This window comes from Mycobacterium avium subsp. avium, assembly GCF_009741445.1.
Lineage (GTDB): Bacteria > Actinomycetota > Actinomycetes > Mycobacteriales > Mycobacteriaceae > Mycobacterium > Mycobacterium avium.
The window spans coordinates 4,836,583-4,853,414 of the sequence record NZ_CP046507.1 but is presented as its reverse complement, the minus strand read 5'-3'; the positions used below and the strand labels follow the sequence as shown (position 1 = coordinate 4,853,414).

11 protein-coding genes and 1 pseudogene are annotated in these 16,832 nt (G+C 70.6%); 5 read left to right on the top strand and 7 right to left on the bottom strand.

Annotation, left to right across the window (positions count from 1 at the left end):
• Window position 1: 1 nt before the first annotated feature.
• The 3 genes from MAA44156_RS22705 to MAA44156_RS22695 all read right to left on the bottom strand — a co-directional run bounded on the left by MAA44156_RS22705 (window position 2) and on the right by MAA44156_RS22695 (window position 5,907).
• The gene (locus MAA44156_RS22705; RefSeq protein ID WP_029248663.1) at window positions 2-4,837 is read right to left on the bottom strand and encodes a cation-translocating P-type ATPase; all 4,836 of its coding nucleotides are present in this window, start codon (window positions 4,835-4,837) and stop codon (window positions 2-4) included.
• A gap of 433 nt (window positions 4,838-5,270) precedes the next feature.
• On the bottom strand, window positions 5,271-5,492 hold the full coding sequence (locus MAA44156_RS22700) for a hypothetical protein (protein ID WP_029248662.1): 222 nt from the start codon (window positions 5,490-5,492) through the stop codon (window positions 5,271-5,273).
• 43 nt (window positions 5,493-5,535) lie between these two features.
• Window positions 5,536-5,907: a nuclear transport factor 2 family protein gene (locus MAA44156_RS22695; RefSeq protein WP_003874272.1), complete on the bottom strand. Its 372-nt coding sequence runs from the start codon at window positions 5,905-5,907 to the stop codon at window positions 5,536-5,538.
• Between the two features lie 86 nt (window positions 5,908-5,993).
• On the opposite strand from MAA44156_RS22695, the gene MAA44156_RS22690 reads away from it, so the two are divergent.
• Complete coding sequence (locus MAA44156_RS22690; RefSeq protein WP_009979864.1) at window positions 5,994-6,488, top strand: SRPBCC family protein; 495 nt, start codon at window positions 5,994-5,996, stop codon at window positions 6,486-6,488.
• 67 nt (window positions 6,489-6,555) lie between these two features.
• Window positions 6,556-7,716 carry an NDMA-dependent alcohol dehydrogenase gene (locus MAA44156_RS22685; protein ID WP_023879483.1) on the top strand — a complete coding sequence of 387 codons (1,161 nt, stop codon included), beginning with the start codon at window positions 6,556-6,558 and terminating at the stop codon, window positions 7,714-7,716.
• 8 nt (window positions 7,717-7,724) lie between these two features.
• On the opposite strand, the gene MAA44156_RS22680 is transcribed toward MAA44156_RS22685, so the two are convergent.
• The 4 genes from MAA44156_RS22680 to MAA44156_RS22665 are packed head-to-tail and all read right to left on the bottom strand — an operon-like array spanning window position 7,725 to window position 12,504.
• On the bottom strand, window positions 7,725-8,507 hold the full coding sequence (locus tag MAA44156_RS22680; protein ID WP_023879482.1) for an SDR family NAD(P)-dependent oxidoreductase: 783 nt from the start codon (window positions 8,505-8,507) through the stop codon (window positions 7,725-7,727).
• Window positions 8,500-10,116 (bottom strand): AMP-binding protein, encoded by a 1,617-nt coding sequence (locus MAA44156_RS22675; protein ID WP_009979860.1) that lies wholly within the window; start codon window positions 10,114-10,116, stop codon window positions 8,500-8,502. Before MAA44156_RS22675 ends, MAA44156_RS22680 begins: the two co-directional genes overlap by 8 nt.
• Window position 10,117: 1 nt before the next feature.
• The gene (locus tag MAA44156_RS22670; protein ID WP_009979859.1) at window positions 10,118-10,867 is read right to left on the bottom strand and encodes a GntR family transcriptional regulator; all 750 of its coding nucleotides are present in this window, start codon (window positions 10,865-10,867) and stop codon (window positions 10,118-10,120) included.
• Window positions 10,867-12,504, bottom strand: coding sequence for a Vgb family protein (locus tag MAA44156_RS22665; protein ID WP_029248661.1), 1,638 nt, complete (start codon window positions 12,502-12,504; stop codon window positions 10,867-10,869). The genes MAA44156_RS22670 and MAA44156_RS22665 overlap by 1 nt, the downstream gene beginning before the upstream one ends.
• Before the next feature lie 219 nt (window positions 12,505-12,723).
• On the opposite strand from MAA44156_RS22665, the gene MAA44156_RS22660 reads away from it, so the two are divergent.
• The 3 genes and pseudogenes from MAA44156_RS22660 (at window position 12,724) to MAA44156_RS22650 (ending at window position 16,829) form a co-directional block, all read left to right on the top strand.
• Complete coding sequence (locus MAA44156_RS22660) at window positions 12,724-13,572, top strand: SDR family NAD(P)-dependent oxidoreductase (protein ID WP_009979856.1); 849 nt, start codon at window positions 12,724-12,726, stop codon at window positions 13,570-13,572.
• Window positions 13,572-14,972 (top strand): aromatic ring-hydroxylating oxygenase subunit alpha, encoded by a 1,401-nt coding sequence (locus tag MAA44156_RS22655; RefSeq protein ID WP_009979855.1) that lies wholly within the window; start codon window positions 13,572-13,574, stop codon window positions 14,970-14,972. Before MAA44156_RS22660 ends, MAA44156_RS22655 begins: the two co-directional genes overlap by 1 nt.
• Window positions 14,969-16,829, top strand: a pseudogene (locus tag MAA44156_RS22650) (flavin-containing monooxygenase). The gene MAA44156_RS22655 and the pseudogene MAA44156_RS22650 overlap by 4 nt, the downstream one beginning before the upstream one ends.
• Window positions 16,830-16,832 lie beyond the last annotated feature (3 nt).

The following is a 16,832-nucleotide window of genomic DNA, read 5'->3' as shown; positions in this document are numbered from 1 at the left end:
GTTAGGCATCCTGCTGGCCGGGCTCGAGGGCGGCGACCTGTTTGGCCAGCCAGTTGGGGGCCAGCGCCGAGATCGCGGTGGCGCCCGCGGTGGAACCCAGCACCCCGGTCCAGGCGACCGGCCCCAACGGCGTGCAGCCGAAGAACTGGCTGAGCACCGGGGTCTGCACGATGCCGACCAACACCCCCGCGCTGCCCAGCGCGGTCGCCACCACCAGCGGGCTGTGCCGGCGGGTCAGCAGCGTCTGCGCCAGCTGGGTGGTCACCAGCGCGGTCAAACCCATTGTCGCCGTGCGGCGTTCGGTGCCCGGGGTCCACCGGCCGATGGCCCAGGCCGCGGTCGCCCCGGCCGCGGTGACCGCGCCGCGGGTGACGATCTGGCGCATCAGCGGGGCGTCCAGCGAGGGGGTGGGTCCGGTCAGCACCGCGCGGCGGTGCTCGCGCCGGGCGGCCTCGGCGTCCGCGGCGGAGGGGTACTCGGCTTCGTCGGGTTCGACGTACTGCGAGGTGACCGCGACCGCCAGCGCGGGGAACATGTCGGTGAGCAGGTTGACCAGCAGCAGCTGCCGGGTGCCCACCGGGGCCCGGCCGGCGCCGAAGGCGGTGCCGATGATGGTGAACAGCACCTCGCCCACGTTGCCGCCGACCAGGATCGTGACGGCGTCGCGCACCCCGGCCCACATGCTGCGGCCCTCGACCAGGGCGTCCAGCAGCACGCTCAGGTCCTGGTCGGTCAGCACGATGTCGGCCGCGCCGCGGGCGGCCGACGAACCGCGCCCGCTCACCCCGATGCCGACGTCGGCCATCCGGATCGCCGCGGCGTCGTTGGCGCCGTCGCCGACCATCGCGGTCACCCGTCCGCAGCGCTGCAGGGCGGCCACGATCTGCACCTTCTGCTCCGGGCTGACCCGGGCGAACACCTGCACGTCGGCGACCAGCTTGGCGCACGCGTCCTCGTCCAGGCCGGCCAGCTCGGCGCCGGTGACCACCCGGGCGTCGGCCGGCAGGCCCAGCTGGCGGGCGATCGCCCGCGCGGTGATCGGGTGGTCGCCGGTGATCAGCACGACGTCGCGCTCGGCGTCCAGCAGCGCCTCGATCAGCGGGCGCGCCGACGCGCGGGCGGTGTCGGCCAGACCGACGTAGCCGAGCAGTTCCAGGTTGTGCGCGGCGGCGTCCACCGCGTCGGCGTCGGTGTCGTCGTCGTCGGTGTCGTGCTTCCAGCCCCGCTGCGCCACCGCGAGCACCCGCAAGCCCTGTTCGGCCAGGCCCCGCACCACCGCCTCGGCCCGCTGCTGGTCGGCCTCCGGGTCGGCGAACCGGCAGCGCGGCAGGATCACCTCGGGCGCCCCCTTGAGGATGAGCACCGGTGTGTCCGAGGGGTTCCCGTTGGCGTTGCCCACGGTGCCGATCGCGGCGGCGAAGCCGCGGCTGGACTCGAACGGCACCTCGGCGATCATCGACCAGTCCGAATCCCGTTGCCCGTTCAGCGAACTCGCGGCGGTCAGGATCGCCTCGTCGGTGGCGTGCGCATGCCCCTGCCCCTCCTGCGGCCGGGCGGACGCCCGCGCGGCGGCCCGCACCAGCTCCGCCGACTGCGGGGCGGTCAGCTCCGGGAACGGGTCGTGCGGGTTGACGTCGTCGGGCACCGCGCACACCACCCGCAGCCGGTTCTCGGTGAGCGTGCCGGTCTTGTCGAAACAGACGGTGTCGACGCGGCCCAGCGCCTCGATGGTGCGGGGCGCGCGGACCAGGGCGCCGCGGGCGGTCAGCCGCTGCGCGGCCGACAGCTGGGACAGGGTGGCCACCAGCGGCAGCCCCTCGGGGACGGCGGCCACCGCGATCGCCACGCCGTCGGCCACCGCCTGGCGCAGCGACGCGCGGCGCAGCAGCGCCAGCGTCGACACCGCGGCACCGCCGGCCAGCGTCAGCGGCAGCACCTTGCTGGTGAGCTCGCGCAGCCGGGCCTGCACCCCCGCCGCGGTTTCCACGTCGGCGACGGCCGAGATGGCGCGGTGCGCGGCGGTCCCCACGCCGGTGGCCACCACGATCGCCCGGGCGTGCCCGGCCACGATGGTGCTGCCCTCGAACAGCATGCTGGCGCGGTCGGGGTCGTTGACGGCGACGGGCTCCACCTGCTTGTCCACCGGCAGCGACTCCCCGGTCAGCAGCGACTCGTCGACCTCGAGGTCTTCGGCCTCCAGCAGCCGGGCGTCGGCGGGCACCACTTCCGGTGCGGCCAGGTCGATGACGTCGCCGGGCCGCAGCGACTTGGCGGACACCGTCGCGGTGCGGGTGGCGTGCCGGGCGGCCTCCAGTCGGCGGCGGGTGGTCGCCACCGCCGGCACCACCACCCGGCGCACCATCTGGTCCTGCTCGGCGAACAGCTCGGCGGCCGCCGACTCGGCCCGAAGTCGTTGCGCCCCACCGGTTATCGCGTTGACGGTCATAACGCCGGCGACCAGTAGCGCGTCGATGTTGCTGCCGACGATGGCCGAGGCCGCCGCGCCGACGGCCAGGATGGGGGTCAGCGGATCGGCCAGCTCGGTGCGGGTGGCCGACGCCAGCCGCAGCACGTTCTGCAGCGGCGCCCGCAGCGGCGCCAGGGCCGGGCTGTAGGACAGGTCGTCGAGGCGGCGCCGCCACGACGGCTCGGTCTCCACGGCCAGCGGCCGCGCGCCGCCGGCCAGCCGGGAGTAGACGATCTCGGGATCCAGCGCGTGCCAGGCGGTCAGCGGTTGCGGAGTGGGATCGGGCAGCCGCAGCACCCGGGTGGCCGAGAAGGTTCCCGCCACCAGCGCGGTGGCCGCCGCGGCGTTGACCGGGTTGAGCCAGCGCCGGAAGCTCAACGGGCTGGCGCCCTTCTCCTGCTCACCGGTGACCAGCAGCAGCCCGGCCAGCGTGGTGCCGCCCTGGGCCAGGTGCACCGCCGACTCGCTGGCCGAGCGGGCCACCGGGATCGCCGACAGGATCCGCACCGCGTCGGCCAGGTCGGTGCCGGTGATGATGTCGGCGGTCCAGGCCGTCGCGGCGCGCGGATCATCAAGGGCCACACCGACATCCGCGATGGCCAGGGCGGCCAGGGTGTCGGTCGACGCGAAGTCGCGGTGCAGCGCGGTGATCAGCAGCACCGGCCCCCGGTCGGCGCGCAGCTCGCGGACCACGTTCAGCAGCGGGGTGCCGGGCGGATGCGTGGCGCCGACGCTGGCGGTGAGGTCCTCGGTGCCGGCGACGTGCCGCAGCACCACCCGGGCGCCGGTGCGGTGCGCGGTCTGGAACAGCGGAATCGCGTACGGGTCGACCTCCCAGCCCACGTCGACGCGGCCGACGCGGTCGCCGTCGACGATCAGGTCGGCGCTTTCCAGGCCCTGCGCGGGCATGGCCGAAGGTCCTTGGGACGGCACCCATCTCAGCCGGGCGCCGGTCGCGGGCAACTCGTCGGGGTCGGGCTCGGGGGCCTCCTCGCCGTGCAGCAGCGCGTCGGCGACCTCGTAGACCCGGTCGTCGTCCCAGCCGGGCGCCTCGCCGCGGACCCGCAGCACGGCGCGGTGGTCGCCGCGCAGCGCCGCGCCGTCGATGACCACCACCTTGACCCGGTCCAGGCGGCGCAGCGCGCCGGGGTCGAGCACCAGCTGCCCGGAGTTGGCCAGCCCGCGACCCAGCACCGCGGCGAACGCCTGGCGACCCATGTGCGCGGCTCGCGGCACCCCGGCCTCGATGGCCGCCGCCGCGTCCTCGGTGCCGCCGCCGGCCACCAGCGCGCTCACCGCGGCGATCAACGAGCCGTTGGCCGCGGAGTCGACGTAGCTTTCCACCGGCCCCGCCATCGAGCCCTTCGCCTTGTCCATCGCGGCGTCGATGGTCCCGCCGACCACGACGTGCGACGCCTCACCGGCGGCCGCGGCCGCCCAGCTGTGCCGGGGCACCTCGGACTTGGCCGACGAGATGACCGGCACCACCGGGGCCTGCGGCCGGTCCGGCGAGGCCAGCTGTGGCTCGCGGTCCCGCCACACCCGGCGGTGTGCCGCCGCCTCGGAAATCTGCAGGGTGCGCTGGGTCAGGTCGAGCAGCGGGGTGCCGAACGACTGGGTGAGGCCGTGCGCGGCGGCCGTCGTCGCGGCGAGCGCGATGTCGGTGCCCACCCGGCCCAGCCGCGCCTCCAGGATGGACACCATGCGCGGTTGGTGGTTGATCAGCGCGGCCGCGGCCCGGGTGGTTTGCGGCGCGGCGGGCAGCCGGGTCACCCAGCCGGTGACCGCCGCACCCATGGCCACCAGATCCAGCGCCGCCGCGGTGAGCGGCACCAGGATCGCCAGCGGGTTGCCCGGGTCGGCGAACGGCGCCGACGGCGGGGCCGCCTCCGCCTTGGACCAGCTGATGTCCGCGGCGACGGAGGCCACGGTCGAGCGCACCTCGTCCAGCACGGCGGCGTCGTCGGCGTCGTCGGCGAGTTCGACCACCAGCCGGCCCAGCGAGCCCTCGACGTGCGCCTTGGCCACCCCCGGGATCCTGCGCACCGGCTCCTCGACGGCCGGCGCGTACTCGTGCCAGCGGGGGAAGGGCAGCAGCGGGTCCAGGTCCAGGTGCACGCGCCGCCCGCTGTGCCAGCGCACCGGCGGCACGATCGCGGGCGCGCCGTCGGCCGAGCCGTCCAACCCGATGGCCCGGCCGGTGGTCTGCGCCATCGACTGGATCACCGGGCCGGCGAGCTCGGCCACCGGGCTGGCCAACGTCTGCAGGGCACCGGCGGCTCCCGCCGCGGTGGATACGCCGGCCCGCACCACCTGTGCGGCCCCACCAGCCACCCCAGCGACGACGCTGGAAACGCCGGGAATCTTCACTCGTCACCCTTCAATTACGTCTCCGCGGTCAATGATCCTGACCTGTGCAGGAGCTGTCCACACGTGGGTCGGGAAGGTGAACCGTGCGACGACGCCCCTGGCGACGCAGGTCGGGCTTTCCCGGCAAGCAGCTTCTTGGAGAAAGCGAGGAAAACCAATGAGGTGCAATCACGTCCTTGGACAGAGGTTACCGGGTTGACGACAACTCAAACGCGCCGAACGAAGCGGCCTCCGTCGCGGCGCCGGGCCGGCGGGCCGGGCGCTTCGGACGCCATCCGGCGGCCGGGCAGCGGCCAAGGGGCGCAAGCTTTTTCGCCGGTTTGTGCACCGGGGAGAATTGCGCGTCGAAGTCCGGGGAAACGTGAATGCGCGGTAGCCGTCGACCGGCTACCGGCGCCCTATTTAGGTCGAAGGACCGGCAAAGAATTGGCGGCTACAAAACCCGGTGGTTCGCCCTTCCCACGTGATATCCGGTGGGGAAGGATTTCTCGATGACCTGCAGCTGATGGTCCACCCGGGACTCGAGTTCGAGCACCACGCAGTCGTTGAGTGTCTTGGATTCCAGAACTATGTAGCGTTGGCCGCAATCCATAATCGGATCACCAGAGTGCAAATTTTCGACGGGGACCAATTCCGGGTTTCCGTGTGCCTCCACCCACCACACGTTAGGTCAATTCGGTGGGGGAGGGAATAGCGTGTCAGCGCCCCTGTTTGAAGAACACGCTGATATGAGAGATCAGCCCGTCGCCGCCCCGCTCGAACAGGATGCACTCCGGCCACCGCCGGGTGGCGCCGTCGATGTCGAACGCCTCGGTCAATTCGACGTAGCAGCGCCCGGCGTCCACGTGTGACACCCGCTGCACCTCGAGCCGGTGGCCGGGCAGCTCGGTGAGGACCCTGCGCAGGTAGTCCAGGTATTCGGCCTTGCCCTCGATGACGTCGCGGAACGGGCCCTCCCGGGTCAGCCCGTCGTCGGCGATGGTGCCGGCCAGGCCGTCCCAGTCGTGCGCGGCCAGGCACTGCAGGTAGCGCTCGACTACGCCGGTCCCGGCCGGATCGGGGGACTCCACGGACCTCACAGTAGGCCAGCCGAACAGGAAAAAATACTGCGGCAAAGCCGCGCGCGGGGCCGGCCGCGGCGGGAAACAATGGAGCGATGAGCCAACCGGACGCACCGCCGATGAGCTGGTGGGTGGTGGGCTCCGAGCACACGCTGAGCCAGCAGGTGCCGGCCCCGCCGGCCGCGGTCCGCGACTTCTACGTCGATTTGGACAACCTCAGGCTGGTCCACCCGCTGATCGTCGCGGTCCAGACGCTCTTTCGTGGGCAGACCCCGGACGGCTACCTGCACCGCTACCGGGTGACGGACCGGATCCCGTTGGGGCCCTTGGCCTTACGCATCAACTATCGGGCCCAGCTGCTGGTGCGCGCGGACGGGGTGGTGCTGACCGAGGCCGACCAGTCGCCGGGGGTGCGCCTGCGCGGCACGGTCAGCTTCGCGCCGACGGCCGCCGGCACCCGCATCACCGAACGGATCCGGATCGCGGCGCCGCGACCACTGGCCCCGATGACCGTCCGGCAAGCCGTCAAGGCGCACACGGCGATGCTGGCCGGGATCCGGAGCCACTTCGCGAATCCGGTTGAGCGGTAGCGCAAGATGGATTCGTGCCACGCCCCGGCGTGGCCCGGGGGACGCCACCAGAGAGCAAGGAGCCGCAATGAAGTGTCGTGCCGCCGTGATCCGCGGGGTCGGCCGGGACTGGGAGATCGCCGAGATCGAGCTCGACCCGCCGCGCAGCGGTGAGGTGCTGGTGCGGATGGCCGTCGCCGGGATCTGCCACTCCGACGACCATCTGTTCACCGGTGACGTGGTGCCGACGCCCGAGGTGGTCGCCGCGAGCGGTCAGCCCGCGCCGGACTGGTTCCCGCTGCTCGGCGGTCACGAGGGCGCCGGTGTCGTCGCGGAAGTCGGGCCCAACGTGACGTCGGTGCGCCCGGGCGACCACGTGGCGCTGTCGTTCATCCCGGCGTGCGGCAGCTGCCGGTTCTGCGTGAACGGCCAGAGCTACATCTGCGACGTCGGCGCCAGCCTGTTCGTGCGCGAGATGCCCACCGACGGGACCTGCCGCCGCCATCTCGGTGCGGAAAACCTGTTGGCCTACGGGCAACTCGGCACCTTCGCCGAGTACGCGGTGCTCTCGGAACGGTCCGTCATCAAGATCGACGAGGCGATTCCGTTCCATGCCGCCTCCCTGGTGTCGTGCGGGGTCAGCACCGGATGGGGCTCGGCGACGGTGTCGGCGGGCACCGAACCGGGCGACACCGTGGTGGTGATCGGCGCCGGCGGTGTCGGGATGAACGCGCTGCAGGGCGCCCGCGCGGTGGGCGCGAAGTACGTCGTCGCGGTGGATCCCATTGCAGCCAAACGGGATTCGGCCAAGATCTTCGGCGCCACGCACACCGCCGCGTCCGCGCGGGACGCCATACCGCTGGTCAGGGAGATCACCGCCGGCCTGATGGCCGACCGGGTGGTGGTCTGTCCCGGCGTGGTGCACGTGGACTCGATCCCGTTGGCGCTGGCGCTGCTGCGCAAGGGCGGGGTCTGCGTGCTGACCGGCATCACCCCGTTCACCGAGCCCCCGGTTCCGCTGGTGCTGCAGGAGATGACGCTGTCGGCCAAACAACTGCGGGGCGCCCTCTACGGCGGGATGAATCCGCGCACCAGCGTGCCGATGCTGTTGTCCCTGTATCAGGCGGGCGATTTGAAACTCGACGAGTTGGTCACCCGCCACTACCGGCTCGACGAGATCAACGAGGCATTCGCCGACCTGCGCGAGGGCCGCAACATCCGCGGCGTCATCGACTTCGCCGGCCGGTAGCCGCTAACTCACGGCGCGATCCACTCCGAGGTCAGCGCGTACTCCGACAGATACTTCGTCGAACTCCATCCGCCGTCGACGACGATCGTCTGGCCGTTGATGAAACTTCCGCCCGGCGAGCACAGGAACGCGACGGTGGCGGCGATGTCGTCGACGCTGCCCAACCGTTGGTGCGGTGTCATCTCCGTGTTGATCTTGCGAAAGCGCGGGTCCTGCAACCGGTTTTCCACCATCGGGGTGACCGTCACCCCCGGCGCGACGGCATTGCAGCGGATGCCGGAGGCGCCGTATTGGCAGGCGATGTGGGTGGTCAGCGCGGTCAGCCCGCCCTTGGCCGCGGAGTAGGCGCCGCCGCGCAGGCCGCCGACGACGGTGAACGTCGATGTCACGTTGATGATCGCCGATCCGGGCGGCAGGTGGGGCAGCACCTCGCGCGCGAGCCGAAACGGTGCCCGCAGCATCAAATTCAGGAAGTAGTCCAGGGTCTCGTCGTCGGTTTCGTGCAGCGGTTTGGGGCTGCCCACGCCGGCGTTGTTGATCAGGAAGTCGATGTGGCCCCACCGCTGCAGGGCGCGGTCCACGATGCGCCGCGGCGCGTCGTCGTCGGTCAGGTCGACCGCGACGGTGGCGACCCGGTCGGGGTCGCCGATCGCGGTTTCCAACTCGGCCAACCGCTTTGGGTCGCGGCCGGTGCCGAGCACCGCCATGCCCGTCCCGGCCAGCCTGGTCGCGCAGCCCAACCCGATGCCGCTGCTTGCGCCCGTGACGATCGCGACCTGCATGTCAGCCATCCTTACTCAGCGCCGCGCGGATCCGATGCTTGAGCACCTTGCCGGCGTCGTTCTTCGGCAGGGCATCCCAGAGCACCACCTGTTCGGGCGCCTTGAACTTGGCCACCCCCTTGCTCACCAGCAGCGCCAGCAGGCTGGCCACGTCCGGGCTCGCCCCGGGGGTCGGAACGATGACCGCGCACGCCCGCTCGCCGGTGCGCTCGTCGGGCAGCCCGACGACCGCGATCTCGGCGATGCCGGGATGGTCGGCCAGCAGGTCCTCCACCTCCTTGGCGGAGATGTTCTCGCCGCTGCGGATGATGACGTCCTTGGCGCGGCCGGTCACGACCAGGTACCGGTCGGCGGAATCGGCTAAGGCCCAGCGGCCCAGGTCGCCGATACGGAAAAACCCTGCGGCGTCGAAGGACTCGGCGTCGTCCTCCGGGTGGCGGTAGCCGCGCAGCATCTGCGGGCCGCGCACGCAGATCTCGCCGTCACCGGTGGGCGCCGCCGGGTGCGCGACGAGCTTGATCTCGGCGATGCCGGGCCGGCCGTCGGTGTCGGCGGCGTAGTCGGCCTCCTGCGGCCGGGGCGCCCCGACGGTGGCCACCGGCACCTCGGTGCAGCCGTACACCCGGGTGACGACCGCGCGGTCGAAATAGGCTGCGGCCCGGCGGATCAGTGACGGCGACACCGAGGCGCCGCCGCAGATGAACACCTTCAGGTCGGGCAGGCGGGTGCCGGCGTTCGCGGCGGCCGAGAGCAGCTGCTGCAAAAACGGTGTGGCCCCGGCCATGTGGGTGCAGCGATGCGCGGTCATCAACGCCACCGCCCGCGCCGGGTCCCACCGGTCCATCAGCACCGCCGTGGTGCCCAGCAGCAGCGGGCATTCAAACGCGTAGATCGAGCCGCCGATATGGGCGAGCGGCGACGGCACCAGGAATGTGTCGCCAGGATCGATCGCCCAGTGGTCACGGATCTGGCAGATCAGCGCATGTATCGAATTATGGGTGTGCAGAACGCCTTTCGGGCTGCTGGTGGTGCCGGAGGTATAGAGGATCATCCGCACCGCATCGGGATCCAGTGCCGGAAGGCCCCCGGGCGGTCCGCCCAGCATGCAGCGGTACGGGGTGTGCCGACCGGTTCGTCCCGTGTCGGGGCCGCGCAGCACCACCACCTGCGGCGCCGCGCTCATCGCGGCCGTCACGCGGTCCAGCATCGCCGGGTAGTCGTGGCCGCCGTACCGGTGCGGGACGAAAACCATTGCGGCGCCGGCATCCTCGAGAACGAAACGCAGGTCGTGGTCGCGCAGTGACGGCAGGATCGGGTTCACCACCATGCCGGCCAGTGTCGCGGCCAGGTAGATGACCGCGGCCTCGTGCCAGTTCGGCAGCATGAACGACACCACGCTGCCGGCCGGGATACGGGCCAGCAGGGCGGCGGCCAGCTCGCCGGCCTGGGCGTACAGGGTGGCGCAGTTCAGCCGAACCTCGTTGTCCACCAACGCTATCCGCTCTGGCGTACGTTGCGCAGCGGCGCGCGCCGCGTCGGCCAGTGTGCTGCGCACCCACCAGCCGCGCCGGTAGGCCAGGGATGTTTGCGCGGTGTCCGGGGCGGCGCGGGCGGTCATCTCAACCGGCCTGACCGGTGACGCGGCGCATCGTCATCGCGTACCGGAAGTTCGGGGACAGGTGGGTGTTGATCGTCACCTGGGCCACCTCGCCGTCGGAGGTGGTGTAGGTGCGCCGCATCTGCAGCGCGGCCGTCCCCGCCTCGGCGCCCAGACCGTCGGCGAGTTCCGGCGACAGCAGCACCGCGGCGATCTCCTGGTGCAACTGGGCGACGCTCACACCGAACAGGTCCTCGATCAACGGAAAGATCGGCCCGGCATGCCGTTGCAGCAGCCGGCCGACCGCGGCGAAGCTGCGGTTGATGTAGTACTCGGTGCGGCAGATCGGCACCGGGGCGCCGTCGGCCTGCCGATAGCCGCGCACCGACAGCCACTGGGTGCCGGGCTCGAGCCCGGTCCGGGCGGCCAGCTCGTCGTCGATCGTCACCATCGCGTTGGATTCGATGGTCAGCTGCGCGCCGGCCGCGAACGCGAGCAGGTCGTCGATCGACATCGCGTCCTGGGCATAGGAACTCGACGCCGGGCGGGGAACCACCCGGGTGCCCGCCCGCGGCCGGGACGCGACCAGGTTGTCCTCGCGCAGCCGGCGCAGGGCTTCGCGGATGGTGTAGCGGCTCACCGCGAAGCGTTCGCACAGTTGGTGTTCGGTCGGCAACTGCGACCCCACCGGATAGACCCCGTCGACGATCTCCTTGCGCAGCGCTCGCGCGATCTGCAGATAGCGGTGGTCGCCGGAGATGGTCTGCGGCATCAGTGGCCGTCCCGGGTCGGCCGCACCGCCAGCACGCTGCCCTCGCCGTCGGCCGAGACGTACAGCGTCCCGTCGGCCGCGGCGGTGATCCCGGCGAACGGGCCCTGCGGCCCGGAGAACGGCGGCATGCCCTTGAGCGGCTTGGGGTTCACCCCCGGCGGGGGACCGACCGGCAGGCCGGACGCGATGGTTCGCCGCGTCTTGTCGGCCGGATCGAACGCGATCAGCTCCTTGGCGCCGGCGCCGACCACGTAGAGCACACCTCCGTGCAGCAGAATGCCTTGCGGGCGTTGCAGATCGGCCATCACGGTGTCGACCTTCGAGCCGTCCACCCGGACCACCCGCCCGGCTCCGGCCTCGGCCACCAGAGCCGCCCCGTCGCTGCCGATCGCGACACCGACCGGCTCGCGCAGCCCGGCCGCCAGCACCTCGACGGCACCCGAGCGCTGCAGCGACAGCACCCGGCCGGTGCCCAGCTCGGCGACCACCACGCCGGCCGGCCCCGGGGCGATGCCGTAGAGCTGGTCGAAACCGTCTGCCAGCACCTCGCTTTCGCTGGCCTGGGGCCGGTAACAGCTGATCTGCCCGCCGGACGTGGTGACGACGAACTCGCCCGGTCCGCTCGCCGCGACACCGCGCAGGAACCCGGGATAGCCGGGGCTGAACAGCATCCCCACGGTGTGCAGGGCGCCGTCGGGCAGTGCGGCGTAGAAGTAGGTGCCGTCGGCGACGTAGAGCCGCCCGTCGTGGCCGACCGCGAGGTCCAGCGGCCAGTTGAGCCCACCGGGCAGTACGGATCGCGTGGTGCCGTCCGGTGATATCTCGGTGATCTCGCCGGTGAAGTTGGAGACGAACAGCCGGTCGCCGACGAAGGTGCAGTTGTCCAGGCCGGGGTTCAGCTGGGCGAGCACCTGCTGCTCGCCGCTGCGCGGATCGATGCGCAGCACCTGCCCGCTGGCCACCTGCGTCGAGACGATGTGGCCGCGCGCGTCGAACTTCACCGAGTCGGGCACACCGAGACCCGTTGCGACGCACTGCGGTTCGCCGCCGTCGGGGTCGACGCGCCAGATCTCGTTGGCGCCCATCACCGGGAAGTACAGCAGCCCGTCCGGGCCGACCTCCATCGCGTTGGGTGAGGGCACGTTGTCCAGCAGCACCCGGGGCGGCCCGCCGGCCAGGTCGAATTCGAGCAGCCGGCCGCCCTCCCGGCACTCGCCGATGAACAACCGGCCCCGATGGAACGTGATGCCGTTGGCCGACGGCACGTCGTCGCGCAGCACCCGCGTCCGGCCGCCAGTGTCGCGCACGCTGACCCGCCCGTCCATCACCTCGGTCGCATACAGGTTGCCGGCGGCGTCGAACGCCACGTCGTCGGGCGCCACGATGTCGCCGCCCTTGGGGCTGGCGGTCTCCAGTTCCCCGGTGTGGTGATCCAGCGCGCTGATCTGGCTCCCGGTCACCTGGGCGATGTAGATCCGGCCGTCGGGACCGGTGCGCAGACCGTTGGCGCCGAACAGCCGGCTGGGCGCGGTGACCCGGTGGAGCCGCCAACCCGGCGCGACGTCGATGGCGGGCACCGGCGAACCGGGCGTCGCGTACCGCGAGGGCTGCGTGGAGATGGCCCGTGAAATGGACATGCGTGCCGGGATCCTTCCGTCCGCCGTTGGGCTGGACGCTATCAACTCGGTGTAGTCCAGACAATAGCGGCCACTGCACCGTAGGCGGGCCTTGACAGCCGCCTTCGCCGATCGGAATAGTGTTCTCCACGGGACAGAATGCGATATTTTGTCCGGACAAAAATCGGGTGAACCTCTCCGCGACAGGCCCGCCGGTGTCCGGGCAGCAGAAAGCAGGTCATGGACGACGATCTCCTCAGGCTCGAGGGCCGCGTGGTGGTGGTGTCCGGCGCCGGTGGCGGCGGCATCGGCACCACCGTCACGGCCATGGCCGCCCGGGCCGGGGCCACCGTGATCGCGGTGAGCCGGTCGAAGGAGAACCTCGACGAGCACATCGCCCCGCTGGCGGCCCGGGGGCTGGCCGTCCTGCCCGTCGCCGCCGATGCCTCCACCGACGAGGGCATCGCCGCGGTGATCGACCAGGCGCGCCGGGCGGACGGGCAGCTGTACGGACTGGTCAACGTCGCCGGCGGTGCGGAACCGTCGACCTGGATGCCGTCGACCCGGGTGTCGCGCACCGACTGGCGCAAGATCTTCGCCGATAACCTCGAAACGGCGTTCTTCATGAGCCAGGCCGTCGCGGCCGAGCTCCTCGCACGGCGACTGCCCGGGTCGATCGTGTCGATCTCCTCGATCAGCGGCATGAACACCGCGCCGTTCCACATCGCCTACGGGACGGCCAAATCCGCCATCGCGGCGATGACCCGCACCATGGCGCTGGAGCTGGCGCAGTCCGCGATCCGGGTGAACGCCGTGGCGCCCGGCGTCACCGAGACGGCCGCTTCCCGCACCTACGTCGCCGACGACCCGGATCGGGATCGGCGGGCGATCGCGATGGGCCGCCGCGGCCGGCCCGAGGAGCAGGCCGGCGCCATCCTGTTTCTGCTCTCCGAGCTGTCGAGCTACGTCACCGGCCAGACGCTGCTCGTCGACGGCGGGCTGGACCTGCGGTGGAGTCACCTCGGCGCCGACAACACGTCGCTGTTCCTGCATGACGAATCCTTCCGCGCAGCGATCAGGAGGATGTGATGACCGACGTTGCCAAGGACGCGAATTCCGCGGTGGCAGAAGAACTCTCCACGCCGATGACGATCGGGGTGGAGGCGTACATCAGCGAGGACTATGCCCGCGCCGAGCGCGACAAGCTGTGGCGCAAGGTCTGGCAGCAGGTCGGCCGCGTCGAGGAACTGCCCGAGGTGGGCAGCTATCTGACCTACGACATTCTGGACGACTCGATCATCGTGGTGCGCACCGGCGCGAACGAGTTTCGCGCCCACCACAACGTGTGCATGCACCGCGGCCGGCGGCTGATCGACACCCCCGAGGGCGCCAAGAACGCGCTCGGACGCACCCGCAAGTCGTTCGTCTGCGGCTTTCACGGCTGGACCTACGGCCTGGACGGCGCCTGCACACACATTTGCGAGCAACAGGATTGGCGGCAGGCCCTCACGCCCGACAACACCCATCTGCGGCCCGTGAGGGTCGACACCTGGGGCGGCTGGCTGTGGATCAACATGGACCCCGACTGCGAGCCGCTGGCCGACTACCTGTTCCCCGCCGCGAAGATTCTCGAGCCGTTCGGGCTGGAGAAAATGCGCTACAAGTGGCGCAAGTGGCTCTACTTCGACTGCAACTGGAAGGTCGCGCTGGAGGCGTTCAACGAGACCTACCACGTCTACACCACCCATCCCGAGTTCAACAAGTTCGGCGAGTTCAAGGGTTGGGCGAAAGCCCAAGGCAGGCATAGCAACATCGGCTACGACGCGCCCGAGGACATGGAGGCCACCAAGTCCAAGATCCGGCTGGGCATCGGCGCCGACCCGCGGGTGTCGACCGCCGAGATGCAGGTGTACACCATGGAGGAGACCAACGCCACCACCACCCAGACCCTGGTGAACGCCGCCAAGCGGCTGGTCGACGAGTTGCCCGAGGGCACCCCGGCCGACAAGGTCCTCGAGCACTGGCTGGCGTCGGCCCGCCGCGACGACGAGGCGCGCGGCGTGATCTGGCCGACCATCCCGCCCGACATCCTCGGGCAGGCCGGCACCGCGTGGCAGATCTTCCCCAACTTCCAGATCGGGCAGGGCCTGACCAGCGCGCTGTGCTACGGAGCGCGGCCGCACCCCAGCTACAACCCCGACAAGTGCATCTTCGAGGTCTCGGTGTTCGAGCTGTACCCCAAAGGCGAAGAGCCACAAACGGAATGGGAATACACCCCGGTCGGTGACCCGCGATGGCGTTCCGTGCTGCCGCAGGACTTCTCCAACATGGCCGCCGTGCAGCAGGGCATGAAGTCACTCGGCTTCCCGGGCACCAAGCCCAACCCCTACCGGGAGCGCAGCACGGTCAACCTGCACTACCAATTGTCGCGGTACATGGGTACCGGTGCGCCCCGGGAACTCTCAGACAAGGAGCACCCACTGGCATGACCCCCGACGTGGACACGCAGCAGGACGGTTGCGGGCCGACCCAGACGCCCGACGACATCGACATCGACGCGCTGCGGCAGAAATACGCCCACGAGCGCGAAAAACGGCTGCGCAAAGAGGGTTCCAAGCAGTACATCGAATTGGAGGACGACTTCAGCGGCTACTACGAGGTCGACCCGTACACGCCGGTGACGCCGCGCGAGCCCATCCGCGAGGACATCGACGTCGCCGTCCTCGGCGGCGGGTTCGCGGGCCTGCTGTCGGCGGCCCACCTGAAGAAGGCGGGCGTCGACGACGTGCGCCTCATCGAACTCGGCGGCGACTTCGGCGGCGTCTGGTACTGGAACCGGTACCCGGGAATCCAGTGCGACAACGAATCCTATTGCTACATACCGCTTCTGGAAGAGCTCGACTTTATGCCGTCGAAGAAGTTCGCCGACGGCGCCGAGATCTACCAGCACTGCCGCAACATCGGCAAGCACTTCGGCCTGTACGACTCGGCGATCTTCTCCACCCAGGTGCACGACCTGCGCTGGGACGAGCAGATCAAGCGCTGGCGGGTCAGCACCAACCGCGGCGACGACATCCGCGCCCGGTTCGTGGTGCTGGCCTCGGGCCCGTTCCACCGGCCGAAGCTGCCCGGCATCCCCGGCATCAAAACCTTTGGCGGGCACAGCTTCCACTCGTCGCGGTGGGACTACGACTACACCGGGGGCGACTCGGGCGGCAACCTGCACAAACTGGCCGACAAGCGCGTCGGCGTCGTCGGCACCGGCGCCACGGGTATCCAGATCGTGCCGTTCCTGGCGCGCTACGCCCAGCACCTCTACGTGTTTCAGCGCACCCCGTCCACCGTCGACGCGCGCAACAACACCTCCTACCGACCCGGAATGGGTCAAGACGCTGCGACCCGGCTGGCAACGGGAGCGGCAACGCAACTTCCACGCCTGGACGTTCGAGGGCATGGCGCCGGGACAGCCGGACCTGGTGTGCGACTTCTGGACCGAGCTGGGGCGCAACACCGCGGCCCGGGTGCTCGCCCTGGACGACCCCGCATCCCTGACGCCCGAGCAGTTCATGGCGATCCGGGAGGAGGAGGACTACAAGATCATGGAGCGGCTGCGCCGCCGCATCGACACGCTGATCGACGACCCGGCGACCGCCGAAGCGCTCAAGCCCTACTACCGATTCCTGTGTAAGCGGCCCTGCTCCAACGACGACTACCTGCCCAGCTTCAACCGCCCGAACGTGACCCTGGTCGACGTGTCGGCGAGCAAGGGCGTCGAGCGGGCCACCGAAAAGGGTTTGGTGGCAAACGGTGTCGAGTACGAGCTGGACTGCATCATCTATGCCAGCGGCTTCGAGATCACCACCGAGATCAGCCGGCGCTACTCGATCGAGACGATCGCCGGACGCGACGGGCTGTCGCTGTTCGACTACTGGCGCGACGGCTACAAGACGCTGCACGGGATGACCAGCCGCGGGTTTCCGAACCAGTTCTACACCGGCTTCACCCAGGTCGGCATCTCGGCCAACATCGCCGCCAACTACGAACTCCAGGGCGAGCACATCGCCTACATCATCGCCGAGGCGCTGAAACGCGGGGCGGCCACGGTGGAGCCCAGCGACGAGGCGCAGCAACAGTGGTGCACCACGATCCGCGAAACCGCCGTCGACAACTCGGCTTTCGACGCGCAGTGCACGCCCGGCTATTACAACAACGAAGGCGGCGGCGGGGGCGAGGGCATCCGGTCTCACCTGGGTGAACCGTACGGTCCCGGCTTCTACGCCTTCGAGGACCTGCTGCGGGCCTGGCGCGACAAGGGTGATCTCGAAGGGCTGGTGCTCGGCAGTTGAGCG